This is a genomic window from Tabrizicola piscis (assembly GCF_003940805.1).
Classification (GTDB): domain Bacteria; phylum Pseudomonadota; class Alphaproteobacteria; order Rhodobacterales; family Rhodobacteraceae; genus Tabrizicola; species Tabrizicola piscis.
Genome location: NZ_CP034328.1, coordinates 2,789,946 through 2,816,543, shown reverse-complemented (window position 1 = coordinate 2,816,543; position 26,598 = coordinate 2,789,946). Strand labels below are relative to the sequence as shown.

24 protein-coding genes are annotated in these 26,598 nt (G+C 65.1%); 16 read left to right on the top strand and 8 right to left on the bottom strand.

What is annotated here, in order from left to right:
- Positions 1-67: 67 nt before the first annotated feature.
- The 9 genes from EI545_RS13730 (at position 68) to EI545_RS13690 (ending at position 10,292) form a co-directional block, all read left to right on the top strand.
- Positions 68-1,321, top strand: coding sequence for an ABC transporter substrate-binding protein (locus EI545_RS13730; RefSeq protein ID WP_125325998.1), 1,254 nt, complete (start codon positions 68-70; stop codon positions 1,319-1,321).
- Positions 1,322-1,385: 64 nt separating this feature from the next.
- Positions 1,386-2,330, top strand: a complete 945-nt coding sequence (locus EI545_RS13725) for a carbohydrate ABC transporter permease (RefSeq protein WP_125325997.1) — start codon at positions 1,386-1,388, stop codon at positions 2,328-2,330.
- Positions 2,331-2,345: 15 nt separating this feature from the next.
- Positions 2,346-3,191 (top strand): carbohydrate ABC transporter permease, encoded by an 846-nt coding sequence (locus EI545_RS13720; RefSeq protein WP_125325996.1) that lies wholly within the window; start codon positions 2,346-2,348, stop codon positions 3,189-3,191.
- On the top strand, positions 3,191-5,254 hold the full coding sequence (locus tag EI545_RS13715) for an alpha-galactosidase (protein ID WP_125325995.1): 2,064 nt from the start codon (positions 3,191-3,193) through the stop codon (positions 5,252-5,254). Before EI545_RS13720 ends, EI545_RS13715 begins: the two co-directional genes overlap by 1 nt.
- On the top strand, positions 5,251-6,015 hold the full coding sequence (locus EI545_RS13710; RefSeq protein WP_125325994.1) for an SDR family NAD(P)-dependent oxidoreductase: 765 nt from the start codon (positions 5,251-5,253) through the stop codon (positions 6,013-6,015). The genes EI545_RS13715 and EI545_RS13710 overlap by 4 nt, the downstream gene beginning before the upstream one ends.
- On the top strand, positions 6,012-6,926 hold the full coding sequence (locus EI545_RS13705) for a 2-dehydro-3-deoxygalactonokinase (protein WP_125325993.1): 915 nt from the start codon (positions 6,012-6,014) through the stop codon (positions 6,924-6,926). The genes EI545_RS13710 and EI545_RS13705 overlap by 4 nt, the downstream gene beginning before the upstream one ends.
- The gene (locus EI545_RS13700) at positions 6,923-7,531 is read left to right on the top strand and encodes a 2-dehydro-3-deoxy-6-phosphogalactonate aldolase (RefSeq protein WP_125325992.1); all 609 of its coding nucleotides are present in this window, start codon (positions 6,923-6,925) and stop codon (positions 7,529-7,531) included. The genes EI545_RS13705 and EI545_RS13700 overlap by 4 nt, the downstream gene beginning before the upstream one ends.
- A complete protein-coding gene (locus EI545_RS13695) occupies positions 7,528-8,394 on the top strand; it encodes an SMP-30/gluconolactonase/LRE family protein (RefSeq protein WP_125325991.1) in 867 nt (288 codons plus the stop codon). The genes EI545_RS13700 and EI545_RS13695 overlap by 4 nt, the downstream gene beginning before the upstream one ends.
- The gene (locus EI545_RS13690) at positions 8,391-10,292 is read left to right on the top strand and encodes a beta-galactosidase (RefSeq protein WP_125325990.1); all 1,902 of its coding nucleotides are present in this window, start codon (positions 8,391-8,393) and stop codon (positions 10,290-10,292) included. Before EI545_RS13695 ends, EI545_RS13690 begins: the two co-directional genes overlap by 4 nt.
- Before the next feature lie 92 nt (positions 10,293-10,384).
- Here the strand turns inward: EI545_RS13690 and EI545_RS13685 are convergent, their stop codons facing one another.
- Complete coding sequence (locus EI545_RS13685) at positions 10,385-12,004, bottom strand: alpha-amylase family glycosyl hydrolase (RefSeq protein WP_125327505.1); 1,620 nt, start codon at positions 12,002-12,004, stop codon at positions 10,385-10,387.
- 233 nt (positions 12,005-12,237) lie between these two features.
- Between EI545_RS13685 and EI545_RS13680 the strand changes: the two genes are divergently transcribed.
- On the top strand, positions 12,238-13,473 hold the full coding sequence (locus tag EI545_RS13680; RefSeq protein WP_125325989.1) for an MFS transporter: 1,236 nt from the start codon (positions 12,238-12,240) through the stop codon (positions 13,471-13,473).
- Here EI545_RS13680 and EI545_RS13675 read toward each other — a convergent pair.
- The 3 genes from EI545_RS13675 to EI545_RS13665 all read right to left on the bottom strand — a co-directional run bounded on the left by EI545_RS13675 (position 13,415) and on the right by EI545_RS13665 (position 16,212).
- Positions 13,415-13,894, bottom strand: a complete 480-nt coding sequence (locus EI545_RS13675; protein ID WP_125325988.1) for a hypothetical protein — start codon at positions 13,892-13,894, stop codon at positions 13,415-13,417. The two genes, EI545_RS13680 and EI545_RS13675, sit on opposite strands and share 59 nt — an antisense overlap.
- Before the next feature lie 36 nt (positions 13,895-13,930).
- A complete protein-coding gene (locus EI545_RS13670; RefSeq protein ID WP_125325987.1) occupies positions 13,931-14,953 on the bottom strand; it encodes an aspartate-semialdehyde dehydrogenase in 1,023 nt (340 codons plus the stop codon).
- 89 nt (positions 14,954-15,042) lie between these two features.
- On the bottom strand, positions 15,043-16,212 hold the full coding sequence (locus EI545_RS13665; protein ID WP_125325986.1) for an MFS transporter: 1,170 nt from the start codon (positions 16,210-16,212) through the stop codon (positions 15,043-15,045).
- Positions 16,213-16,410: 198 nt separating this feature from the next.
- Here EI545_RS13665 and EI545_RS13660 point away from each other — a divergent pair, with 198 nt between their 5' ends.
- Positions 16,411-18,039 (top strand): DUF4139 domain-containing protein, encoded by a 1,629-nt coding sequence (locus EI545_RS13660; protein WP_125325985.1) that lies wholly within the window; start codon positions 16,411-16,413, stop codon positions 18,037-18,039.
- An 89-nt stretch (positions 18,040-18,128) separates the two neighbouring features.
- Here EI545_RS13660 and EI545_RS13655 read toward each other — a convergent pair whose 3' ends face one another.
- Positions 18,129-18,776: a carbonic anhydrase gene (locus EI545_RS13655; protein WP_125325984.1), complete on the bottom strand. Its 648-nt coding sequence runs from the start codon at positions 18,774-18,776 to the stop codon at positions 18,129-18,131.
- A 180-nt stretch (positions 18,777-18,956) separates the two neighbouring features.
- On the opposite strand from EI545_RS13655, the gene EI545_RS13650 reads away from it, so the two are divergent.
- From EI545_RS13650 to EI545_RS13640, 3 genes are all read left to right on the top strand, one after another.
- A complete protein-coding gene (locus EI545_RS13650) occupies positions 18,957-19,337 on the top strand; it encodes a hypothetical protein (RefSeq protein ID WP_125325983.1) in 381 nt (126 codons plus the stop codon).
- 266 nt (positions 19,338-19,603) lie between these two features.
- Positions 19,604-21,013 (top strand): leucyl aminopeptidase family protein, encoded by a 1,410-nt coding sequence (locus EI545_RS13645; protein WP_125325982.1) that lies wholly within the window; start codon positions 19,604-19,606, stop codon positions 21,011-21,013.
- On the top strand, positions 21,013-21,831 hold the full coding sequence (locus EI545_RS13640) for a C40 family peptidase (RefSeq protein ID WP_125325981.1): 819 nt from the start codon (positions 21,013-21,015) through the stop codon (positions 21,829-21,831). Before EI545_RS13645 ends, EI545_RS13640 begins: the two co-directional genes overlap by 1 nt.
- Before the next feature lie 7 nt (positions 21,832-21,838).
- Here EI545_RS13640 and EI545_RS13635 read toward each other — a convergent pair whose 3' ends face one another.
- Together EI545_RS13635 and EI545_RS13630 are read right to left on the bottom strand one after the other, a co-directional pair.
- Positions 21,839-22,186, bottom strand: a complete 348-nt coding sequence (locus tag EI545_RS13635) for a DUF2794 domain-containing protein (RefSeq protein ID WP_125325980.1) — start codon at positions 22,184-22,186, stop codon at positions 21,839-21,841.
- Positions 22,187-22,241: 55 nt separating this feature from the next.
- Positions 22,242-23,237, bottom strand: coding sequence for an asparaginase (locus EI545_RS13630; protein ID WP_125325979.1), 996 nt, complete (start codon positions 23,235-23,237; stop codon positions 22,242-22,244).
- 170 nt (positions 23,238-23,407) lie between these two features.
- Here EI545_RS13630 and EI545_RS13625 point away from each other — a divergent pair, with 170 nt between their 5' ends.
- The gene (locus EI545_RS13625) at positions 23,408-23,926 is read left to right on the top strand and encodes an invasion associated locus B family protein (protein ID WP_125325978.1); all 519 of its coding nucleotides are present in this window, start codon (positions 23,408-23,410) and stop codon (positions 23,924-23,926) included.
- A 126-nt stretch (positions 23,927-24,052) separates the two neighbouring features.
- The gene (gene rlmN / locus EI545_RS13620; protein ID WP_125325977.1) at positions 24,053-25,225 is read left to right on the top strand and encodes a dual-specificity RNA methyltransferase RlmN; all 1,173 of its coding nucleotides are present in this window, start codon (positions 24,053-24,055) and stop codon (positions 25,223-25,225) included.
- 4 nt (positions 25,226-25,229) lie between these two features.
- Here rlmN and EI545_RS13615 read toward each other — a convergent pair whose 3' ends face one another.
- Positions 25,230-26,519, bottom strand: coding sequence for a cation:proton antiporter domain-containing protein (locus EI545_RS13615; protein ID WP_125325976.1), 1,290 nt, complete (start codon positions 26,517-26,519; stop codon positions 25,230-25,232).
- Positions 26,520-26,598: the final 79 nt, after the last annotated feature.

Below are 26,598 nucleotides of genomic sequence, written 5' to 3'. Positions count from 1 at the left end.
GATAGCCGACATAGTTTTCAATATTCAAGACTAAGTTTCAAATAATGGAACCAAACGGGAGGAAACCATGGTCCATAGACAAGCGGGCGCGCTCGCCCTTGTGGCGGCGTTGCTGTTGTCCACGTCGGCACTCGCGCAGGACAAGCGCGTCGTTACCTGGAACGCGGACTACGATCCGATTCCGCTGGCGGCTGCCGAAGCTCTGATTGCCGACTTCGAGGCCGCGAACCCTGAGATCGACGTGGTGCTGACCAACTTCGACCACGAGGCCTACAAGAACGCGATCCGCAACTTCCTGACCGCCGACCCGCCGGATCTGGCCAACTGGTACGCTGCAAACCGCATGCGTCCGTTTGTGGAAGCTGGCCTTTTCGCCGACATCTCGGATGTCTGGGCAAACAACGGCCTGATGGACTCGCTGTCCGCTTCGGTGCCGTCGTCCACGATCGACGGCAAGCAGTATGCGATCCCCTACACCTATTATCAGTGGGGCATCTACTTCAACCGCGACGCCTACGCTGCCGCTGGCGTTGAAGTGCCCGGTCCGGAAGGCGTGAACTGGGAAACCTTCCTTGCCAACTGCGAGAAGTTCAAGGCCGCCAGCATCGACTGCGTGACCACCGGATCGTCGGCGCTTTGGCCGGTCGCAGGGATCTTCGACTACCTGTCGCTGCGCACCAACGGCTACCAGTTCCACAGCGACCTTGCCGCCGGCAAGATCTCGTGGACCTCGCCCGAAGCCCGCGCGGTGTTCGCTGAATTTGCCAAGCTGCAACCTTTCGTCACCGAAAACCATGCTGCCATCGACTGGCAGGATGCGGCGGCAATCTTCGTGCAGGGCAAGGCTGCCAACTACGTCATGGGCAACTTCGCCGTCGGCGTCTTCAAGGAAGGCGGGATGACCAATGACAACCTTGGTTTCATGGTCTTCCCGGAAATCACCGCTGGCCTGGCCCGCGCCGAAGAAGCGCCGACCGATACCATCCATCTGACCTCGGGCGCCAAGAACCCGGACGATGCCAAGACCTTCCTCGCCTACATGGCCAGCCCGGAAGCGCAGTCCAAGTGGAACGCGGCCGTCGGCCAGCTGCCGACAAACAAGAACGCCACCGTTGACGCGGCTGACCCGTTCCTGACCGCTGGTTTCCAGGCGCTGTCAACCTCGACGGGCGGCATTGCCCAGTTCTGGGACCGTGACGCCGACGCCGAATACGCCAAGGCCGGGATGGAGGGGTTCCAGCGGTTCCTCGTCCAGCCCGACGCGCTGGAAGAGATCCTTGCGCAGCTGGAAGCGACCCGTCTGCGCATCTTCCCGCAGTGATCTGGTGACATGCGGGCGCCCCATGGCTTTGGGGCGCCCGTTTCTCGTTTCGGGGAGGGGCAAGATGGCAAACGCAACGGAATCGATCACAGCATCCGCGGCGCAACGATCCGCCGTCCGCTGGAATCAACGCAGCCTCGCGCCCTGGTTGTTCCTTGCGCCCGGACTGTTCATGTTCGGCCTCTATGTGCTGTGGCCGATCGTGCAAAGCGTCACACTGTCGTTCTACGACTGGGATGGGCTTTACGGCCCGAATGGTGAGTTCAAAGGCACCTTCGTCGGCATGGGCAACTACGCCGAGCTGATGATCGACCCAGCGTTTGAGACCTCGCTTGTAAACAACTTTTACTGGCTTGCGCTGTATCTTCTGGCCCTGCCCATCGGCCTGTTCATCGCGATCTTCCTGAACCAGACCGTGACCGGCATCCGGCTTTACAAGTCGCTGTTCTTCTTTCCGTTCGTGATCAGTCAGGTCGTCGTCGGCCTGATCTTCGCGTGGTTCTACGCGCCGAACTTCGGCCTCTTTTACCTGCTGACCGAGGCGATCACCGGCAAGGGCGTCGCCGTTCTGGCCGACCCTGACCTTGTTACCTTCGGCATCATCGCCGCAGGCCTCTGGCCGCAGATTGCCTATGTGATGATCCTTTACCTCACCGGGCTGAACAACGTCGCGCCTGACCAGATCGAGGCCGCGCGTCTGGACGGTGCCAAGGGCCTCAAGATGCTATGGTATGTCGTCCTGCCGCAGCTACGCCCGGCAACCTTCATCGCGGTCATCGTCACCGTCATCGGCGCGCTGCGATCCTTCGACCTTGTGTCGATCATGACCAACGGTGGGCCGTTCGGGTCAAGCCGCGTGCTGTCTTATTACATGTACGAAAAGGCGCTGGGCGAATACGGCTTCCGCATGGGCTACGGCGCGGCCATCGCAGTGGTCCTCTTTGCGATCATGATGATCTTCATCTCGGGCTTCATCTGGAAGATGTGGCGCGACGAAACCCAACGGTAAGGAAGGGGCGACCCCATGTTCCCACGTCCCATCCAGCAATCCGGCACCGGCGCACAGTGGCTTTACACCATCGCCCTTCCGGTGGCGCTTCTGCTCTGGCTGTTCCCGCTTCTCGGCGTCGCGCTGACGTCGCTTCGCCCGGCGTCCGACCTTGCACAGGGCAACTACTTCGGCATGCCCTCCGGCATCGCGTGGGAAAATTACGTCTTCATCTTCACAGAAACGCCCATCGGGCAGTACATGGTGAACTCGCTTTGGGTCACGATCCCCACGGTGATCGGGGCCGTCAGCCTTTCGCTGATGACCGGCTTTGCGCTGGCGGTCTACGGGTTCCGCGCGAACATCCTGGTGTTCTTCATGTTCGTCGCCGGCAACTTCGTGCCCTTCCAGATCCTGATGGTCCCTGTCCGCGACATGACGCTGCAACTGGGCATGTATGACACCTGGTACGGCCTCGCCCTTTTCCACATCGCCTTCCAGACCGGCTTCTGCACCCTCTTCATGCGCAATTTCATCAAGGCCCTGCCCTATGAGCTGATCGAGGCCGCCCGCGTCGAAGGCGTCACCGAATGGCGCATCTTCTGGTACATCGTCCTGCCTCTAATGCGCCCGGCCATCGCGGCCCTCAGCGTGCTGGTCTTCACTTTCATCTGGAATGATTTCTTCTGGGCCACCGTCCTGACGCAAGGCGTCGACAGCCAGCCGATCACGGCAGGCCTGTCGTCGCTCAATGGCCAGTGGATCGCCCAGTGGCATCTGGTCAGCGCCGGGTCGATCCTCGCGGCCCTGCCGCCAGTGGCGATGTTCTTCCTGATGCAAAAGCACTTCATCGCCGGCCTCACCCTGGGGGCGGTGAAGTAATGCACTGGCGGATTGATGCGGGCGGCCAGACCATCGCCCTGGCCACCTCGGGCGGTATCCCCGAGGTGATCTGGTGGGGTCCGTCCCTGCCGATGGACGAAGACCTTGCCCAGCTTGCCCTTGCGCAAGCGAACGACATCACCGGCGGAATGCTGGACCGGCTGCCCGCCCTGTCCCTCTCCCCCGAACCCGGCCGCGCCTTCCAAGGCCAGCCGGGGCATCTTCTGGCACAAGTCGACGGCACGCCCCTTGCGCCCGCCTTCACCTTCGACCGTGCCGAGGCGTCCCTGGGCCGCCTGACCCTCATCAGCCGCGCCGATGGTCTGACCCTGTCGCATCACCTGACCGCCCACCCCACGGGCGTCATCACCCTGAAGACCACGCTGCAATCTGACGCCCCAATCCGCGTCCACTGGCTTGCCGCCCCCGTCCTGCCAGCGCCCCAACAGGGCGAGATGATCGACATCCACGGCAAATGGATCGGCGAGTTTCACCTGATCCGCACCCCCTGGTCCCCCGGCATCCGCCAGCGCGAATCCCGCACAGGCCGGTCGGGCCACGAACACCCGCCCTATCTGATCCTCGCCGGTCAGGGCTGCACCAACACCCAAGGCCACGCCCTCGCGCTCCACTACGCCTGGTCCGGCGGGCACCGCATGGTGGCCGAGGAACTGCCCGACGGCCGCCGCCAGATCCAGTTTGGCGCGCCCCTTGGGGCCGAAACCGCCCCCGGCACCCATTTCGAAACGGCCGAGGTCATCGCCGCGTGCTCAACCACCGGCCTGAACGGCATCGCTGCCACCCTGCAGCAAGACCTGCGCGACCGCGTTGTGCAATGGCCCGACCCCGCCCGCCCCCGCCCCGTGCACTATAACTGCTGGGAAGCCGTCTACTTCGACCACAAGCTCGACACCCTCGCCGAAATCGCCACCCGCGCCGCCGCCTTGGGCGCAGAGCGGTTCGTTCTGGACGACGGCTGGTTCGGCAAGCGCGACGATGATACCACGTCCCTTGGCGACTGGACCATCGACCGCGCCAAATGGCCCGATGGCCTGCACCCCCTGATCGCCCATATCCATTCGCTCGGCATGACCTTCGGCCTGTGGTTCGAGCCTGAGATGATCAACCCCAACTCCGACCTCTACCGCGCCCACCCGGACTGGCTGCTGGGCCCAGCGGACCAGATCACCGGCCGCAACCAGATGGTCCTGAACCTCGCCCTGCCACAGGTGCGTGAAAACCTTTTTCACCAAGTCTCCGCCATCCTGACCGAATACCCCATCGACTACGTCAAATGGGACCATAACCGCCTGCTGCCCGTGGTCGATGTGGCCCAGACCCACGGCATCTACGACCTGCTCTCCCGCCTCCGCGCAGCCCATCCGACGGTTGAGATCGAATCCTGCGCCAGCGGCGGTGGCCGGATCGATGCAGGCATCCTCGCCCATACCCATCGTGTCTGGCTTTCCGACAGCAACGACGCCCTCGAACGCCTGCGCATCCAGCATGACGCGGCCCTCTTCCTTCCCGCCGCCGTCACCGGTTCCCACGTCGGCCCGCGCCATTGCCACACCTCGGGCCGGGTCCTGCCCATGGCCTTCCGCGCCTGGGTCGCCGCCCAGCGCCATATGGGGTTCGAGATGGATCTGCGCGAACTGACCGAGGATGAGGCGTTGACGTTGGCGAAAGTCACCCGCTGGTGGAAGGACAACCGCGACTGGACGCTGCAAGGCACCATCCACCGGCTGGACAGTGACGATCCCGCCGTGACCGCCGAACTCCAGCTTGCCAAGGACGGCCACCGCTTCGTCACTTTCGCGGGCCAAGCGACCACCAGCCGCCAGATCCTGCCGCGCCCACTGCGGCTGACCGGGCTTGACCCTGCTGCCCGCTACTCGGTCACCCTGATCAACCCCGAAGACGCCCCCCGCCAGTCTCGCGGGGCGACGGCGCTCAAAACCACCCCCTTGACGCTGACCGGCCAAGCCTTGATGACACGCGGCCTCTTGCTCCCCGTGGCATGGCCCGCCACGATGTGGGTCGTCGAAGGAACCCGACTATGACCGACCCCACCTTCCCCGACCTGCACGGCCAGTCGGTTTTCATCACCGGCGGCGGCTCCGGCATCGGTGCCGCGCTGACGGAATCCTTCCTGCGCCAAGGCGCCAAGGTGGCCTTCTGCCAACGCTCGGACGCCACGCCCTTCTGTGACGCGATGGAACAGGCCACCGGCAACCGCCCACTGTTCCTGCCCTGCGACATCTCGGTCACCGACCAGTTGCAACTGACGCTTTCGACGGCGGCCAAGGTCCACGGCCCGATCACCGTTCTGGTCAACAACGCCGCCAACGACCAACGCCACAAGACGCTGGAAACCGATCAGGCCTTCTGGGACTGGTCGATGTCCGTGAACCTGCGGTCCTATTTCTTCGCCTGTCAGTCCGTCATCCCCGGCATGCAGGCCGCAGGTGGCGGCAGCATTATCAACTTCTCCTCAATCAGCTTCATGATGGCCGATGTGGGCTACGCCGCCTACATCACCGCCAACGCGGGCATCGTCGGCCTGACCCGCACCTTGGCGCGTGAGTTTGGCCCAGACCGCATCCGCGTCAACGCCATCGCCCCCGGCTGGGTGCTGACCGACCGCCAGAAGGAACTTTGGGTCACCCCCGAAAGCCTTGCCAACCACTTGGCAAAGCAATGCCTGCCCGACCCGATCGAACCCGCCGACATCTCCGGCGCGGTTCTCTACCTCGCCTCCAACGCCTCACGCATGATGACGTCGCAGACGCTGGTCCTTGACGGGGGGTTCATCGCAGCATGACTGCAGCGCAGATCACCCCCACATGGATCGCGGTGGACTGGGGCACCTCCAACCTCCGCGCCTGGGCGATGGACGGCAGCCGTGTGCTGGCTGAGGTCCAATCCGACGACGGCATGGGCAAACTGACGCGCGACGGGTTCGAACCCGCCCTCCTCCGCCTGATCGACCCATGGCTGGACCGCGGTCCCGTCCCGATCTTTGCCTGCGGCATGGTCGGCAGCCGCCAGGGGTGGGTCGAGGCGCCCTATCGCACTGTCCCCTGCACGCCCCTTGCCCCCGCCGCACAGGTCACCGCCCCCACCACAGACCCGCGCCTGACCGTCCACATCGCCCCGGGCCTGAAGCAGACCACCCCGGCAGACGTGATGCGCGGCGAGGAAACCCAGATTGCCGGGGCGCTGTCCCTGATGCCGGGCTATGACGGCATCCTTTGCCTGCCGGGCACCCACTCCAAATGGGCGCAGATTTCAGCGGGTGAGGTTGTCAGCTTCCAGACCTTCATGACGGGTGAGATGTTTGCCCTTCTGTCCGAACAGTCGGTCCTGCGCCACGGGATGCAGGGCGATGGCTGGGACGACACCGCCTTCGACGCCGCCGTGTCAGATGCCCTCTCCCGCCCCGAACGCCTTGGCGCGCGGCTGTTCTCGCTCCGCGCCGAAGGCCTGATCGCGGGCCTGACCCCCGCCGCCGCCCGCGCCCGCCTGTCGGGTCTGCTGATCGGCACCGAACTTGCCGCTGCCCGCCCCTACTGGCTGGGCCAGCGTGTCACCCTTGTCGGCGCATCCCGGCTGTCAAACGCCTACGCCCGCGCGTTGAAATCCCAAGGGGTGGACGCCCACAGCCTGTCCGTCACCGACTGCACCCTTGCCGGGCTGTCCAGCCTTGCCCTTCAGACCGAGGCCGCCAGATGACGCACCGCAACCTCATCGCCATCCTGCGCGGCATCACCCCCGATGACGCGGTGCCCGTGGCCCGGGCCCTCGTCGCCGCCGGGATCACCCGGATCGAGGTTCCGCTGAACTCCCCCGATCCGTTCCGGTCGATCGCCGCCATGGCCAAAGCCCTTGGTCCCGAGGCTGAGGTTGGCGCCGGCACCGTCCTGACCGTCGAAGACGTCGCGCAAGTGCAGGAAGCAGGCGGCACCCTGATCGTGTCGCCCAACTGCGACCCCGCGGTCATCAAGGCCACCCGCGCCCGCGGCATGGCCAGCTGGCCCGGCGTGATGACCCCCACCGAATGTTTCGCCGCCATTCAGGCCGGGGCAACGGGCCTGAAGATCTTCCCCGCGTCGCTTATCGGCCCTGACGGGCTCAAGGCAATCCGCGCCGTCCTGCCAAAAACCACCCCGGTCTACGCCGTAGGCGGCGCAGGCCCCGCAAACTTCGCCCAATGGGTGAACGCCGGGGCGTCCGGCTTCGGCATCGGCACTGCCCTTTACACCCCCGGCACCACGCCGGAGGAGATCACCACCCGCGCCGCCGCCATTATCGCCGCCCATGATGAGGCGTTCCGATGACCCACGCCGCCACCGTCTTTGACGACCGCCCCTGCCAGCTTGGCGAAGGCCCGCTCTGGCACCCCCTGCGCCAGCAGCTGATCTGGTTCGACATCACCGGCAAACGCATGCTGTCCCGCACCAACGCAGGCCCGCAGGAATGGCCGATGGACGAGATGGTGTCGGCGGCCGGCTGGGTCAGCCAGGACGAACTGCTGATCGGCTCGGAATCCGGCCTCTACCGCTTCAATCTGGAAACCGGCACCAAGACCCTGATCGCAGCACTAGAGGCGGACCTTCCCGACAACCGCTCCAACGACGGCCGCGCCGATCCGCAGGGCGGCTTCTGGATCGGCACGCTGGGCAAGGCCCATGGCGGCGGCCTGCCCGCCAAAGGCGCGATCTACCGCTTCTACCGGGGGGAGCTGCGCAAGCTCTTCGCGCCCATCGCCATTTCCAACAGCATCTCCTTTGCCCCCGATGGCAAAAGCGCCTGCTTCTCGGACACCGAAACCAGCCGCGTCATGCGTGTGGCGCTGGACAGCCACGGCTGGCCCAAAGGCGACCCGCAGGTCTACCTTGACCTGACCGCCCAAGGCCTCAATCCCGACGGTGCCGTAATCGACACGACCGGCGTCATGTGGCTGGCCGAATGGGGCGCTGCCCGCGTTGCCGCCTATGCGCCGGACGGCCAGTTCCTCCACGCGATCAGCTTCGACGCGCCCCACACCTCATGCCCGGCCTTCGGGGGCGATACGCTGTACTGCACCAGCGCCCTGCAAGGCATGGATGCCGCCGCGAAAGCGGCCAACCCGCAGGCCGGCAAGACCTTCATGGCCCGGGGCATCGCCACGGGGCAGAAAGAACATCAGGTGATCCTTTGAAACGCACACTAGGCGTCTGCTACTACCCCGAACACTGGCCCGAAACCCAATGGGCCGAGGATGCCGCCCGCATGGCCGCCCTTGGCCTGACCTGGGTCCGCATCGGCGAATTCGCGTGGAGCCGGATGGAACCCACCCCCGGCACCTATGACTGGGCCTGGCTGGACCGCGCGATTCAGACGCTGGGCGATCATGGGCTCAAGGTTGTCCTCGGCACCCCCACCGCCACCCCGCCGCGCTGGATGCTGGACCGCCACCCCGACATGCTGGCTTTGGACAAGGATGGCAAACCCCGTGGCTTCGGGTCGCGCCGCCACTACTGCTTCTCCCACCTCGGCTACCGCGCCGAGTGTGCCAAGATCGTTTCTGCAATGGCCGAGCGTTACGGGAAGAACCCGCATGTCGCCGCCTGGCAGACCGACAACGAATATGCCTGCCACGCCACCACGCTCAGCTATTCCAACGCCGCCAAATCCGCCTTCCGCAACTGGCTGGCGCAGAAATACCAGTCGCCGGATGCCCTGAACCGCGCTTGGGGAAACGTGTTCTGGTCGATGGAATACAGCGATTGGAGTGACATCGGCCTGCCGAACCTGACGGTAACCGAACCGAACCCGTCCCACGTCATGGACTTCCGCCGCTTCGCCTCAGACGAGGTGGTCAGCTTCAACCGCCTGCAGACCGACATCATCCGCAAACACTCCCCCGCCCCGATCGCGCACAACTACATGGGCGCGGTGACGGAGTTTGACCATTTCGCCACCGGCGCTGACCTTGATATCGCAAGCTGGGACAGCTACCCGCTCGGCTTCCTCTCCGACCGTATCCCCGCGCCGGCCGACCACAAGCTGCGCTTCGTGCGCCAAGGTGACCCGGACTTTCAGGCCTTCCACCACGACCTCTACCGCGCCGTCGGAAGGGGCCGCTGGTGGATCATGGAGCAACAGCCCGGCCCGGTGAACTGGGCGCCCTACAACCCCGACCCCCTGCCCGGCATGGCCCGCCTCTGGGCGTGGGAGGCCTTTGCCCATGGGGCCGAAGCGGTCTGCTACTTCCGCTGGCGCCAAGCCCCCTTCGCGCAGGAACAGATGCACGCGGGCCTTCTGCGCCCCGACTCTGCCCCCGCGCAGGCCTTTGGCGAGGCGGAACAGGTCGCGCGTGAACTGGCCAAGATGCCGGACGTGGGCACCGCGCAGGCGCATGTCGCGCTGATCTTCGACTATGCCTCGGACTGGGCGTGGGAAATTCAGCCGCAGGGCCGCAGCTTCAGCTACTTCTGGCTGGTGTTCCACATCTACAAAGGCCTCCGCCGCCTTGGCCTGAATGTGGACATCCTGCCGTCCGATACGGCTGACCTGTCCGCCTACAAGCTGGTCCTCGCCCCCGGACTTTTCACCCTGTCTGAGCCCCTGAAAGCCGCCCTCGCCGCGCATCAGGGCACGGCGATCCTTGGCCCCCGCACCAATTCCAAGACCGAGAACTTCGCGATCCCCGTCCCTCTGCCACCCAACCTGCCGGGCCTCGACGCAAAGGTCATCCGCGTCGAAAGCCTGCCGCCCGATGTGCCCGTCCCGCTGGCCGAAGGCGGCAACCTTCTGCACTGGCGCGAAAAGCTTGAAGCGACGGCAACCGTGACCGAGATGGCCGAGGATGGCTGGCCCGCGCTCGTATCCTCCGGTCGCCTGCACTATCTGGCGGGCTGGCCCGACGATCAGGCCCTGACCCGCATCCTGCACCGCGCCTGCGCCGCCGAAGGGGTGGAGACCGACCCCCTGCCCGAAGGCCTGCGCCGCCGCGATACCGCGACGCATCGCTTCCTGTTCAACTACAACCCGGTCCCGGCGGAATGGGGCGGCGTAGCGATCCCGCCAGCCGGGGTCCATTGGACCGAACTCTGACCGCACAAACACGCCCCGGACCTGATCCGGGGCCTCCACCAGCCCGCTGCACCACACGCGGCACGAGGTCCCGGGTCAAGCCCGGGACCGCGTCAGTCGGCGACCGTCACTGCGCCCGGGGCTGAGTCCGTCACGGTCAGGAACGCAACCCCGTTCGGACCCAGCGTCAGCCGATCCTCCGTCAACAGTGCTGATACCGAAGGCCCGGTCACTTCTCCCACGCCCTGAACCGTGACGGTGCGCGTCACGGGTGACAGGTTGAAAAGGCACAGGATCGCCCCCGCCCCGTCACCGCGCTGAAAACCGAGCAGCGGCTCACCCAGGTCCAGAAACCGCGTCCGCCCGTCCCGCAGCGCGCTGGCCTTCCGGAAGGCCAGCATCGCGCGATATGCCTCCAACACAGACCCCTGCGCGCCAAGCTGCCCTTCGACATGCCGTGCCGCCTGCTCAGCCTTCACCGGCAACCATGGCGTCCCCGTCGTGAACCCACCATGCGCCGAGCCATCCCAGACCATCGGCGTCCGCGTATTGTCGCGCCCCACCGGTTCCGGCCAGAAGGCGATCCCCTGCGGATCGGTCAGTTCCTCCAGCGCCAGCGGCGTATCCGTCTGCCCCAATTCCTCACCCTGCCACAGGCAGACCGATCCTTCGAACGCCAACAAAAGCGCCCCCGCCTGCTTGGCCAAGGCGTCCTGCGACACGCCATGCTTGGCCCATCGCGTCACATGGCGCACGACATCATGGTTGGAAAACGCCCACATCGGCCAACCATCCGGCGCGCCCTTGAAGAACCCTTCCACCCGGTCACGGAAGAAGGCGGCGGAATAGTCGTAGCCCATCAACTCGAACGAATAGCACTGATGCAGCCGACCGGGGGCCGTGTACTCCCCCATCATCCGGATCGCATGATGGCTTTCGCCCATCTCCCCCACGCTTGCCGCGCCGAATTCATCCAGCACGCCCCGGATGCGTTCCATCCAGGCCAGATTCTCCGGCTGGTTCTTGTCGAACAGGTGGTACTGCATCCCATAAGGGTTGCCCTCCGCCTCGGCCTTCACGCGGTAGTCGGCGGGGTTGTCGCGGAACAGGGGGTCGTGGAAGAAGTAGTTCACCGTATCGAAGCGAAACCCGTCCACCCCCCGCCGCAGCCAGAAGCGCAGGGTGTCCAAAGCCCAGTCCTGAACCTCGCGGTTGTGATAGTTCAGGTCCGGCTGACTGGTCAGGAAGTTGTGCAGGTAGTACTGCTTCCGCCGCGCGTCCCAGGCCCAGGCCGAACCGCCAAAGACCGACAGCCAGTTCGACGGGGGAGACCCGTCATGCCGGGGATCGGCCCAGACATACCAATCCGCCTTGGGGTTCACACGGGTAGCCCGGCTTTCGGCAAAGGCCGGATGCTGGTCCGATGTGTGGCTCAACACCTGATCAATGATGATCTTCAGCCCAAGGTCATGTGCCCGTGCCACCAGCGCGTCGAAATCGGCCAAAGTGCCAAAGACCGGGTCCACGTCGCAATAATCGCTGACGTCATAGCCCATGTCCTTCATCGGGCTGCGGAAGAACGGCGACAGCCACACCGCCTCTACTCCAAGGTCGGCCAGATACGGCAGCCGCCGCGTGATGCCGGGCAGGTCGCCCACACCATCCCCGTCCGAATCCTGAAACGACCGGGGATAGACCTGATAGGTCACGGCTCCGCGCCACCAGTCCTGCATCATGCCCCCCTCGCTCCACCCTCAGCCGCGCATAGCCGGCCTTTCGCCCTCGCAACAGGTCCACACCGCAGCACGCCCCAGGAAACCGCACATAATCCGGGCATTTGCGGCACTTCCGCCACGGATCGCCCAGGAAACAGGCAACCGACACGCCGCTGTATCCATCACAATTCTCCATTTGACGGCGCCCGCCCCCGGGCGCACCTTCCGCGCCTGACTGCCGGAGCGCGCCGATGACCAAGACACCCCTCCTGACCCCGGTGCTGATCGCCGGCTGCGTCATCCTGATGTTTTCCTTCGCAGTCCGGGCCAGCTTTGGCGTGTTCCAGATCCCCATCGCGGCCGAGTTTGGCTGGCTGCGCGCCGACTTTTCCATGGCCATCGCGATCCAGAACCTTGCCTGGGGGATCGGCCAGCCGATCTTTGGCGCTTTGGCCGAACGCTTTGGCGACCGCAAGGCGATCATCTGGGGCGCCATCCTTTATGCCGCCGGTCTGGTCCTGTCGTCCTACGCGGTGACACCCGGCCAGCATCAACTGCTGGCGATCCTTGTCGGCTTCGGCATCGCCGGCACCGGCTTCGGTGTCATCCTTGCCATCGTCGGCCGCGCCACCAGCCCCGAGAACCGGTCAATGTCGCTGGGCATTGCCACCGCTGCGGGGTCCGCTGGCCAAGTCTTCGGCGCACCCACGGCCGAATGGTTGCTGCGGTTCATGCCGTGGCAGTCGGTTTTCGTGATCTTCGCCGCGGTGATCCTTGCCACCCTCTTTGCCCTGCCCTTCCTGCGCAGCCCGAAACTTGCGTCGAAACAAGAGCTTGAGGAGTCGCTTGGCACCGTCCTGATCCGGGCGTTCAAGGACCCGACCTATACGCTGATCTTCCTTGGGTTCTTTTCCTGCGGTTATCAACTTGCCTTCATCACCGCCCACTTCCCCGCCTTCGTGACCGAACTTTGCGGCCCGATCGACCCGAACGGGATGCTGGCGGGGATCGGGGTCACCACGACCTCGGCCCTTGGCGCGGTCAGTATCGCGGTGATCGGGTTCTTCAACATCGCGGGCACGCTTTATGCCGGGTGGCTGGGCAAGCGCTACACCAAGAAATACCTGCTGTTCGGGATCTATGTCGGGCGCACCATCGCGGCAGCCGTGTTCATCATGCTGCCGATCACGCCGGTCAGCGTGCTGGTGTTCTCGGCAGTCATGGGGTCGCTGTGGTTGGCGACTGTCCCGCTGACCTCGGGCCTCGTCGCGCATATCTACGGCATCCGCTATATGGGCACGCTCTATGGGTTCGTGTTCCTAAGCCACCAGATCGGCGGGTTCCTTGGCGTCTGGCTGGGCGGCAAGATGTATGATCTGAACGGCGATTACACGCTGGTCTGGTGGATTGGCGTCGGCGTGGGGGCATTCAGCGCGCTTGTCCACCTGCCGATCCGCGAACGTCCGATGGTGGCGCTGGCGGCCTGAGGGCCTGGGCCGCAAGCCCGGGGCGCGGATGTCCGGGAAAACCCGCGCCAAAGCGGCGCACAAGGGCAAGATAGGCCGGCCCGACATCGCTGGATTTGGCCAGAGGCTTGCCAGTCGCGAGGTCTGTCAGGACAAGGCCCCCACCAGAGGCCACAAAGCGCAGCCCACGCAGCCGCAGCGCGGCTTGCAAGGTTGACCAGCTTTCAGCCTCTGCCAAAGCCTCCGCGACGAGAAGACGAAGTCGAACGAGGAGCCGCTCATCGATGACTTCGTCACTCTTCGCCTTCCGTGCGGCGTTGCGCTTCACCTCCAGCCGGACAAGGTCCCGAAGCACCGCTCCAGGTGTCTCATCCCGGTCCCGGCACAGCGCCACAAACCGCTGCCACAGGGCGTCATCGCAATGGAAAAGGGTCTCGGCCATGGACCAAGACCCTTCCACAGCAAGGTTAAGAAACCCTTAGCCCTTCTTCAGGCACTTCTGGCCAAGCAGTTCGGCAATCTGCACCGCGTTCAGCGCCGCACCCTTGCGCAGGTTGTCCGACACGCACCATAGCGACAGCCCGTTGTCGATGGTGCTGTCCTGCCGCACGCGGCTCACATAGGTCGCATATTCGCCCACACATTCGATGGGGGTGATGTAGCCACCCGGTTCGCGCTTGTCGATCAGCATGATCCCCGGCGCCTCGCGCAGGATGTCCTGCGCTTCCTGCCAGTCGAGGAAGTCCTCAAACTCGATGTTGATCGCCTCGGAGTGGCCCACGAACACCGGCACCCGCACGCAGGTCGCCGTGACCTTGATCTTGGGGTCGAGGATCTTCTTCGTCTCGGCCACCATCTTCCATTCTTCCTTGGTCTCGCCCGAGTCCAGGAAGACGTCGATCTGCGGGATCACGTTGAAGGCGATCTGCTTTTGGAACTTCTTCGGCGGCACTTCCTGCACGGGGTTGTAGACGGCCTTGGTCTGGTCCCAAAGCTCATCCATCCCCTCTTTCCCGGCGCCCGAGACGGATTGGTACGTCGCCACCACCACCCGCTTGATCGTCGCGCGGTCGTGCAGCGGCTTCAGCGCCACAACCATCTGCGCGGTGGAACAGTTGGGGTTCGCGATGATGTTCTTCTTGGTATAGCCAAAGATCGCATCCGCGTTCACTTCCGGCACGATCAGCGGCACGTCCTGATCATAGCGGTAAAGGCTGGAGTTATCGATCACCACACAGCCCGCCGCAGCAGCACGGGGGGCGTAGATCTTCGTCGCATCCGACCCGATGGCGAACAGGGCAATGTCCCAGCCGGTGAAATCGAACGTGTCCAGATCCTTGCATTTCAAGGTCTTGTCGCCAAAGCTGACTTCAGTGCCCAAGGATTTGCGCGACGCAAGCGCAGTGATCTCGTCCACCGGGAACTCACGTTCCGCCAGGATGTTCAGCATTTCGCGGCCCACGTTGCCCGTGGCACCCGCGACGACGACCTTGTAGCCCATCGGGGTTCTCCTTTGTGCGTCCCCCATGCGGGGACGGGCGGCTGTTAGCCTATGGCGGGTCCGGGGGGAAGCGGATTCGAGCTTTCGGCTCAGTCAGTGCGGTCGCGCGACCACAGGTAGATCACCAACCCGATGGCCGTCGTGACGGCAAAGAACAGGAACACCGCCTGATAGGGCGCACTGGCGGGGTCCGCCGGGGTCTCCGCATGGATGCGCCCGGTGGCGATCTGCGCCAGCCCGATGGGCGCAATCCCGAACAGGTTCAGCAGCGTCACCCCCCGCCCCATCATGTGCGGCGGAATGAATGCCCGGCCATGCGCCACGACCATCGGAAAGCTTGCGCCAAACAGCCCCGCCGCAATCAGCAGCCCAGCCGCCACCGCAGGCGACCCATCGGCGAAGGCCCACAGCCCCAGCACGCACAGCACCGTCAGCGCATTGCCGATGAAGATCACCCATTTCCGGCTGCCCACCCAGCGGTCCAGCGGGCCATAGGCGAAGTTGCCCGCCACCATCGCCAGCCCCATCCACAGGCTGATCCGCCCGATCTCGCCCGCGTCAAACCCGTGGACATCGCTGAAATAGGGGCCAACCCACAGCCCCCTCAGCCCGGCAACCGGAGTGTAGCAGACCGCCATCATCGCCAGGATCGGCCAGATCGCCGGGATCTTCAGCAGGTCCAGCAGCGACCCCTTCTCCTCGCGCACAAGGCTTGGCGGATCGCGCACCAACGCCAGAATCCCCAGCGCTACGACGCCCGTGAACCCCGCCAGCCCCCAGACCGCCCCGCGCCAGCCGAACACCTCGACCGCCGCCGACAGGGGCAAGGACGCCGCCACGTTCCCAAGCGACCCAACGCCAATCGTCACCCCCGCCAGCGTGCCAAACAAGGCCAGGGCATAGCTGCGCGCGAAGATGTAATAGCAGGCCATCAGCACCGGCGCGCAGCCGACCCCGATCAGCGCCATCGCCAGCTTGATCTGCCAGATTGCCGTTGCCACCGCGAACAGCGCCGCCCCCGCTGCGCCAACCAGCATCAGCCCCCCCGCCGTCCGGCGCGGGCCGATGCGGTCCAACCCCTCGCCAATCGGCAGCTGCATGGCCGCAAAGGCCAGGAACCACCAGCCCGAGGCACTGGCCAGATCCGCCGCCGTCGCCCCCAGATCTTCCTGCAAGACCGGCGACAGCACCGCCAGAAACGCCCGGTAGAACTGGCTTAGCAGATAGCCGCAGACCAGCGCCGCAATCCCTACACGCATGAGCCCCTCCCAAGGTCGGCTGCCTTGTCGCAGCGCCCCACCACCGGCGCAACACCTGACGTGCAGGTTTCCCGTCATCGCCTCAGACGCGCGCCAAAGGGCAACGCTTGGCAACCACCCCCGGCAGGTTTCCCGACTTGCGCGCCCCGCCGGAACAGACCTACCCTGCCGCCAACCCCAGCCTGAAAGGCCCTGTTCATGCGTGCCGTCCTGACCCTGCTCCTTGCCTCGACCGCCCTGCCCGCGCTGGCCGACACCATCCCCGCCACCAGCCGCATCACCGCCGTCACCGTCTACCCGGAAGGCGCGAAACTGACGCGTGAGGTGACGTTTGCCGCCCCCACGCCCGGCAGCCATGACCTTATCATCACCGACCTGCCCGCCGACAGCGAACCCGGCCTGATCCAGATCGCCCCTGCCGCAGGTCTGCAGCTTGGCGCCTTCAACCTGCGCGCCGACCGCCTGCCCCCGCGTGAAGACCCGCTGACACCCGATCAGCAGGCCGCCAAGGCCGAGGTTGAACGGCTTGAGGCCGCCGAACAAACCGCCCTTCTGGCTTTCGACGCCGTGCAGGCACGGGTCGAAGCGGCAGAGGCGCAGGTGCGGTTCCTCTCCTCCTTCAACGGCGCGCTGCCGGATGGCGCGACGCCCGAGACGGTCAAGGCCATGGCCGCGATGATCGGGGTTGAAACCCTAACCGCGCGGCAGGCCGCCCTTGCCGCCCGCGCCGACCTCTACCCCGCCCAGAAAGCACTGCAGGAGGTGCAGGAAACCCTCGCCAAAGCCCGCGCCGCCTACGACGCTCTGCCGTCGGCTGACATGGACTATACCGCCCTTGCCGTCGCCATCACCGCCGATGCAGCGGGCGATCATTCGGTGACCGTCACCCAGTATATCGGTGGGGCCAGCTGGCGGCCCTTCTACGACCTGAACCTGACGCGCGATGGCGGCGACGCGCTGGCGTTTGGTCGGTCGGTCCTTGTCACACAATATTCCGGCGAAGACTGGTCTGATGTGGCCCTGACCCTGTCCTCCTCCACCCCCAGCCAGCAGGCAGCCCCCTCTGCCCTCTGGCCCGACCTGCGCCGGATCGAACCCGAAGGCGAGGCCGAGGATATGGCCCGCAAGTCCCTGACCGCCTCCGATGACGCCATGCCCGAGGTCGTGATGGAAGCCGCCCCCGCCCCGATCACCGCCGCCGCAGCGGTTGAGGGCGATACCGTCGTCTACATCTACCCCGACCCGGTGACCGTCGCCTCAGGTGCCGAAGACCTGCGGCTGGCGCTTGACAGCCTTGCCTTCGCGCCCGTGGTCAAGGCCGTCGCCGTCCCGCGCATGGACCGCACCGCCTTTGTCATGGCCAGCTTCACCAATGCCAGCGACGAACCGCTCTTGCCGGGTGAGGCAATGCTGTTTCGCGAAGGCGTTCTTGTCGGCACCACATGGCTGGACGTGATCGCCCCCGGCGTTGAAACCGACGTCGCCTTTGGCGCGCTGGAAACCCTGCGCATCAAGCGCGAAATGCCCCGGGCGGCAGAAGGTGCGACGGGCGTGTTCACCACCTCGAACGAACGCACCGAAAGCGCCGTCATCACGGTGGAAAACACCGGGAATGAAGCGTGGCCCGTCCGGCTTCTGGATCAGGTGCCCTATACCGAACAGGATGATCTTGAGATTTCGGTCAACGCCACCCCCGCGCCGACCGAAGAAGACGTCGAAGGCCAGCGCGGCATCCTCGCATGGGAATTCGACCTTGCCGCCGGGGGCAAACAGACGATCACGCTGGAACACACGCTCAGCTGGCCAGACGGGATGGAGCTGCGCTAAGGGGCCCCGGCAACCGTTAACAGTCGGTAAACGACCCCAGCCAACCCATTGGAATCATTTGTTTCAACGCAGTGTCCCTGCCCGGGACACTACACCTCGACAAACCCGTCGCGCGCCGGATCATACTGCTGCAGCCCGCCCTCACCCGTATCGGTCCAAAGCCCGTGCAGGGTCAGACGGTCATCATCGACGGCCGTTTTCACAAAAGGGAACGTCAACAGGTTGGCCAGACTGGTCAGCACCGCCTGCTTTTCCAGCGCCTGCAGGATCTCATCCTCCGGCAGATGCGCCACCGCCTGAAACCCCGGCCGCAGGATATCCATCCACCGCCCGACAAAGCTCGACTTCTCCTCAAGCTCCGGCGCGTGCCCCCGACACATGTCGTGACACCCCTTCACCCCGCCGCAGTTCGAATGCCCCAGCACCACGATATGCGCCACCCCCAGCGAGGTCACCGCATACTCCACCGCCGCCGAGGTGCCGTGATACTCGCCATCCGGGTTGTAGGGCGGCACAAGGTTGGCGACGTTGCGGTGGATGAAGAACTCCCCCTCATCCGCCCCAAAGATCGAGGTGACATGCACCCGGCTGTCACAGCAGGAAATCACCATCGCGCGGGGATGCTGCCCACTTTGCGCAAGCCGCCGATACCAGGCGCGGTTGTCCTGATAGGTCGTCGCGCGCCAGCCGTGGAAGCGTTGGACCAGATAGGTTGGCAGCGGGCGGATCTCGGTCATCTGGGCAGTCCTTCGTCTGGTGGGCCTCGGTCTTGAAAGGCAGGCTGGCGTGACCTGCCTAAGCGGCATTCAAGGAAAATTCGAGAGACAATTCCCCATTGGCCCGGATGCGGCACAACCAAATCTTCAGCATGTGGTCCCAGCATGGCGGATGGGTAGTGGTGGATGAACAGGTGTTTTATGACAAAGGTGGCCAAGCTGCGCCCCCGTGAGGTGGTTCGTCAGGATATGGACGCGGTGGCGGAAATCTACCGTAACCTTGGCGCCCCGACGGCGGAGGTGATGGTGACGCGCGCGCTGCGGGAACTGGCGCTGACGATGGCGGGCATCGTGGAAAAGGTGCGCGAACAGGACCTTCGGGATCTGGCGCGACATCTGACACGGCTGCAACGGCTGGCGGATGACATCGGACTGGTCAGCCTTGCCAAGGTCGCGGGCGATGTGCAAACCTGCCTTGAGCGTGCGGACAGCACGGCATTTTCGGCCGTCTGGGCCCGGCTGTTGCGGGTGGCCGAACGGTCCTTGTCGCTGGAGGAAGGGGTTGCTGACCTGTCTGGCTGAAACGGCTCTCCCCGCAGTCCGGGCGGGGCAAACACCGGCGCGAATCGGTGTGGGGCACAAGGTCAGGTTGTCTTCCGAAGGCAGGGCGCAATCCAACGGTTTATCCGCCGGGAACGCTTGCTTCCCCATCGGCGGTCAATCGCCTGGATAAGGCGGATTTGTTTAGGGAATCTACGGGGATGAACATGCTATGCTTGCGTCGCAGGGGATTCCTCCTGCACTTGTTCTGACGTGAACCGCAGGTAGCAGTAGTGATTGACCCCAGCATGACCAGTAGCCACAGATTCACCTTTGCCAGCCCGACAACCGACACGCGGGCGCTGCATGTCGTCAAGGCTGACGATCTGACCGCTTTCCTTTCGGGGCCGGGTGCGGGCTGGGCCGGGTGGCTGCGCGCTACGGGCTTCGAAGCGGGTCTGGGCGACTGCCGTGTTCTGCCCGATGCCAGTGGCGGTGTGGCCGCAGCCGTGGTGGGCCTTGGCACAGCACAGGCGCGTCGGCGGCTGCGGTTCGGGCTGGCTAAGGCTGTCGCGGCGCTGCCCGCCGGGGATTGGGCCTTGACTGGCGACCTGACGGGTCCCGAAAAGACCGAAGCCGCGCTTGGCTGGCTGCTGGCGGGCTACCGCTTTGACCGCTATCGCCCAGGGCGCAAGGTGGCGGACCGTCCCCTGCTTGTCTGCCCAGAGGGGGTCGATGCCGCCCGCCTGATCGCCATGGCGGAAGGTGAGGCGCTGACGCGTGACCTGATCAACACCCCCGCGCAGGATCTGGGCCCGGAAGAGCTTGAGGGCGCGCTGATGGGGCTGGCCGACCGCTTTGGCGCCAAGGCTCGCGCCATCTGTGGTGAGGCGCTGCTGGACCAGAATTTTCCGATGATCCACGCCGTCGGCCGCGCCAGCCCGCGCGCGCCGCGCCTGCTCGACCTGCGCTGGGGCACGGATGGCCCGGCGCTGACGCTGGTCGGCAAGGGGGTGTGCTTTGACACCGGCGGGCTGAACCTCAAGCCCTCATCCGGCATGAACCTGATGAAGAAGGACATGGGCGGTGCCGCCACCGTTCTGGGCCTGGCGCAGATGATCATGGCGCTGAAGCTGCCCCTGCGCCTGCGGGTTCTGATCCCGGCGGTTGAAAACGTGGTTGCGGGCAACGCCCTGAAACCAAAGGACATCCTGACCAGCCGCAAGGGCCTTACGGTTGAGGTGAACGACACCGACGCCGAAGGTCGTCTGGTGCTGGCCGACGCGCTGGCGCTGGCCTGCGAAGAGGATACCGATCTTTTGATCTCGATGGCCACCCTGACGGGTGCTGCACGGGTGGCCGTGGGGCCGGACCTTGCGCCCTTCTATACTGATGACGCCGACCTTGCCGCGGCGCTGGAGGCTGGGGCAATCGCCGGCTGCGACCCGGCTTGGCGCATGCCGTTGCATGACGCCTATGAAACGGTGATCGAACCGGGGATCGCCGATCTGGACAACGCCCCGGGTTTCGGCTTCGCCGGGTCAATCACTGCCGCGCTGTTCCTGCGCCGCTTTGTCGATGCCCGGCGCTATATCCACTTTGACATCTATGGCCACACCCCGACCGACCAGCCCGCCCGCCCGAAGGGTGGCGTGGGCCAAGGCGCGCGGGCCCTTCTGTGTGCCCTTCCCGCCATGCTGAAGCTGGAGGCCGCGTAATGGACAAGCGCACGACCCCGTTCTCTGGCCGCATCGCCCTTGCCACCCTGCAGGGCGTGATGACGGCCCGCTTTACCGAAGGTGAGACGGCGCAGATCATCCTGCCCATCGCCAATCTGCTGGACAAACCCGGCGGCGCGCGGAACCGGCAGTTGTTGCTGGGGGCCGATGTCACCCTGATCGACCGGGATCAGGGCCATGTCTTCGTGCAATCGGTGCGGGATGGCTATTGCGGCTGGATATCGGAAAAAGCCGTTGGTCGCGGGCCCGAGGTCACGCATTGGGTGGCCGCCCCCGCGACGCATCTTTATTCCGAACCGGTGGTGCAAGCGCCTGAAAAGGGCTGCCTGTCCATCGGGTCACGGCTGGCGGTTGTTGGGTCCTGGGGGGCCTGGGCGAACACGCCGCATGGCTATGTGCCGATGACCCACCTGCGCGCGCTGGACCAGCACGCCCCGGATCCGGTGACGGTGGCCGAAAGCCTTTTGGGCACGCCCTATCTGTGGGGTGGCAATTCCCGCTTCGGGATCGATTGTTCGGGGCTGGTTCAGGTGGCGTTCCATGCCTGCGGGCGCGATTGCCCCGGCGACAGCGACATGCAGATGGCCATGGGCAGGGGCCTTGTTTCGGGCGAAAGCCTGCAGCGTGGGGATCTGGTCTTCTGGCGTGGCCATGTGGCCATTGTGGTCAATGACACGCTGTTGATCCACGCCAACGGCCATACGATGTCAGTCGCCTATGAAGGCATCCGTGAGGCGGTCGGCCGGATTTCGGCAGGTGGTGGCGGGCTGGTGCAGGCGCGGCAGCGGATCGTATAGCGCGCCGTCAAACCGGGCCGATCAGACGGCGCTCCAGCACCTTTAGCACCTGTTCCAGATCCTGCCCCCGGCGCAGGACGCGGCCGTCCATCCCGACGACGGCGTAAAGCCCCTGCCGCAGCCGCATCTTCGGGCGCTTCTCGATCCGGTATAGCGGGTGTTCGGCGGTCCGGCGAAAGACGCTGAACACCGCAAGATCGCGCAAGGCTGAAATCGCATAGTCGCGCCATTCGCCCGCCGCGACCATCTGGCCATAGACCCGCAGGATCTGGCCAAGCTCTTTGCGGTTGAAGCTGACAACCTCATCCGTGCCATGGCTGGGGGTCGGGAACGGGATGGGCGCTTCTGCATTCATCGGGAAAGTCTACCCGCTTCGACTGTCGAATCAACTGGCGATTCACCCCGGCAGGTCAGCCCGGAAAGCCGGGGGCAGTGCGGGTTTCGCCGGTCTGCAGCCCGCGCCAGTTGGTCTGCGTGCCACCAAGCCGCTTTTGCGCCGCCGGGTGGTTGGCGTCCAGAACCCCCGCCCGCACCAGAAGTGCGGTGATCGCCGCCTCGGCCCCGCGCGTGCCGCCATCGGTGATTTTCACCGCCATGCCCAGCTTCTGTTCCGGCAGGATGGCGACAAAGACCGCCTCGGCCCCGGTCTTGAGCGTCACTTTCCCGCCCATGGCCCGCATCAGTTCGGTGCAGGCGCGACCCTCACCCGCCACCAGTTCCGGATAGGTGGCCATGGCCCGCGTCAGCCGGTGCATGGCGCGCGACCGTGTGTCGCCGCCCTCACTGGCATTGGCAAACAGCGCCATGGCACGGGCCAGCCCGGTGATCGACACGGCAAAGTTCGGGGCGGAACAGCCGTCGATCCCGTAGCCCGCGACGGTTTCGCCGGTCACCTCTTCGGTCGCCTGACGGATCGCGCGCTGCAGGGGGTGGTCAACCTCGACATATTCCGGGCCGGCTTTCATGTGCTGCGTCACGGTCAGGAACCCGCAATGCTTGCCGGAACAGTTGTTGTGCAGCTGGCAGGGGCTGGAGTCGGTCTTGATCAGCCGGTTCCGCTCTACCCGGTCATAGGGTTCATGCGCGCCGCAGCGCAGGGCGGGTTCAGCAAGACCAATCGTCGAAAGCCAGTCGGCGGCCATGGTGACATGCCGACGCTCTCCCTGATGGCTGGCGCAGGCCAGCGCCAGATGCGCGTCGGTCAGGCACACGGCATCGGCGGCCCCGGTTTCCACCAAGGGCAGGGCCTGGATCATCTTGCACGACGACCGGGGGAAAATCACCGCGCCGGGATCACCCCAGGCCTGCACCACGCCCTTGGCGCCGCAGATCACCGCATGGCCCGCATGGGTGCTTTCCAAAAGGCCGCCGCGCCAAAGCTCGACCATCGGTTCCGGATTTGGCATCAGGGTATCCCGTCACATATGCGCGAATTGTCGCCCACAGGGCTTTCGCGGATTGGTGTTTTTGTCTATGGGTGGAATATCGGGTAGAACTGCGCCACGCCAGTCAAAAGGGTTCAAAAAGCCCCGGGCATCGGCGCAGAGGCACAAGACAGCTGGAGGCTGCGTCAGACATGACTTCCCTTTTCGGTCGCACGCTTGCGGTTGCCGCAATCTCGTTTGCTGCAACGGCTGGCTTCGCCCAGGAATCCACCAACCGGGTCGCCACCATGACCGATTGGAACGTCTTCACCGAGGAAAGCCCCAAGGAATGCTGGGGCGTGTCGAAGCCGAAGGAAATGGTGAACACCCGCGACGGTCAGCCGGTATCGGTGCGGCGCGGCGATGTGCTGCTGTTCGTCACCTTCCGCCCCGGCAAACCCGGTGAGATCAGCTTTACCGGCGGCTATCCCTTCGCGGGCGGGTCAACCGTCGATGTCACAGTCGACGGCCAGCCCTATCAGCTGTTCACCGACGGTGAATGGGCCTGGCCAGGCAGTGCCGAGGATGACGCCGCCCTGCTTGCCGCGATGAAGAACGGCACCACGGCCGTCATGACCGCACGGTCCGGCCGGGGGACGCAGACGGTGGATACCTTCTCGCTCCGCGGGTTTACCGCTGCGATGACGGACGCCGAACAGCGCTGCAAGTAATCCGGATTGCACGGCTGAAAGCGCCCCCGTTGCGGGGCGCTTTTGTTTTGGCCGGGAATCACCTATATCCCCCGCACCTTCCCCAGATCGCCTGTCGCAAGGCCTGAACCGAAAGATCTGACCCAGATGACCGCCCCGATCACGCAAGACGTGCTGACCCTGCCGCGCAAATTGCCCGTCAGCGACAAGACCAACATCATCGGCCTGACCCGTGACCAGCTGCGCGCCGCCCTGATCGCCGCCGGCACGCCGGAAAAGCAGGCCAAGATGCGGCTTGGGCAGCTTTGGCAGTGGGTCTACCACTGGGGCGTCCGCGACTTCGCGCTGATGACCAACCTTGCCAAGGACTACCGCGCGCTGCTGGCCGATCACTTCACGATCGAATTGCCAGAGGTCGTCACCCGCCAGATTTCCGAAGACGGCACCCGCAAATACCTTGTCCGCATCGCCGGCGGGCATGAGGTTGAGGTGGTCTATATCCCCGAAACCGACCGGGGCACGCTGTGCATTTCCTCGCAGGTGGGCTGCACGCTGACCTGTTCCTTCTGCCACACCGGCACGCAGAAACTGGTCCGCAACCTGACGGCAGGGGAAATCGTCGGTCAGGTCATGCTGGCGCGGGACGACCTTGGCGAATGGCCCGTGCAGGGCGCGCCGAAGGTTGAAGTGCGCCTCATCTCCAACATCGTGCTGATGGGGATGGGTGAGCCGCTTTACAACTTCGACAACGTCCGCGACGCGATGAAAGTGGTGATGGACAACGAAGGCATCGCCCTTGGCCGCCGCCGGATCACCCTGTCCACCAGCGGAGTCGTGCCCGAGATTGCCCGCACGGCGACAGAAATCGGCTGCCTGCTGGCCGTCAGCTTTCACGCCACCACGGATGAGGTGCGCGACCAGCTCGTTCCGATCAACAAGCGCTGGAACATCGCCACGTTGCTTGAGGCGCTGAAGGCCTATCCCGGCCTGTCGAACAGCGAACGGATCACCTTTGAATATGTGATGCTTGAGGGCGTCAACGACACCAAGGAAGACGCGCACCGGCTGGTGAAGCTCTTGGAAGGCATCCCGGCCAAGGTCAACCTGATCCCGTTCAACGAATGGCCCGGTGCGCCCTACAAGCGGTCGTCCGGCAACCGGATTCACGCCTTTGCCGACATCATCTATCACGCCGGTTACGCCAGCCCGATCCGCACCCCGCGCGGCGAAGATATCATGGCCGCCTGTGGTCAGCTGAAATCGGCCACCGAGCGGGCGCGGAAGTCGAAGGCCGCAATCGCCGCCGAAGCCGGTCTCTGACCCGTCAGCCCTGCGGTGTCGGCTCTGCCGCCGCCTCTGGCGCATCGGGCGGGGGCGCCGCTGCCTTGCGCGCCAACTGCCTGTCCAGCAGATGGAACAACAGCGGGTTGAGCAGGATCGAGATCATCGCCCCCGCCACCACCAGATCGCGGGCTTCGGGTGGGACGATGGAAAGCGTCACCCCCATCGTGATCAGGATGAACGAAAACTCACCAATCTGCGCCAGGCTTGCGGCGATGGTCAGGCCCTTGTCATGGTCATGCCCGAACGCCCGGACGATGTAGTAGGCCACGACCGACTTGATCCCGATGATGATCAGCACCGTCCCCAGCAGCGCCAGCGGGGCCGACAGCACGATGGACGGGTTGAACAGCATCCCCACCGACACGAAGAACAGGACGGCAAAGGCATCGCGCAACGGCAACGTCTCACGCATCGCCTGTGACGACAGGGTGGAGCTTGACATGACCATCCCGGCAAAGAACGCCCCCAGCGCGAAAGACACGCCAAAGAAATGCGTCGCCCCATAGGCCACGCCCAGCGCAATGGCCAGAACCGCAAGCCGGAACAGCTCACGCGATTTGGTGTGCGACACGAAATGCAGCACCCAAGGGATCACCCGCCGCCCGACGACCAGCATCAGCGCCACAAAGGCCGCCGCCTTGACCAGCGTGATCAGGACCGTCGCCGCGATCGGGCCGATGCCGATGCCGCTGCCCACCTCGGCCACGATCTCGGCGTCTTCGCCCACGGGCAGGGGTGTCCCCCCTAGAAGCCCGGCGAGGGGCGGGATCAGGACCAGCGCCAGCACCATCACCAGATCCTCGACGATCAGCCAGCCCACCGCGACGCGGCCCTTTTCGTTCTGCAACAGATCGCGGTCCTGCAGCGCCCGCAGCAGCACCACCGTTGACGCGACCGACAGCGCAAGGCCAAAGATCAGCCCTGCCCCCAGGCTCCACCCCATCAGCCAGCCCATCGCGGTGCCGAAACTGCTGGCAACCGCGATCTGGCCCAGCGCACCGGGCACCGCAATCGCCTTCACCGCCATCAGGTCGCGCGGGGAAAAGTGCAGGCCGACGCCGAACATCAGAAGGATCACCCCCAGTTCCGCCAGTTCGGTCGCCAGCCCCATGTCGGCCACATAACCCGGCGTGAACGGGCCGATGATCACACCCGCCAAAAGATAGCCCGCGATCAGCGGCAGCTTCAGCCGCTGCGCCAAGAGGCCGAACAGAAAGGCAAGGCCAAAGCCCGCGACAAGGGTGGTGATCAGAGGCGTTTCATGGGGCAATGGTGGCGGTCCTTTCCGGCCTTCGTCCGTGAACGGCACGCGGCGATGCGCAGGCTTGGTCCAAGGGAGGGAAGACACT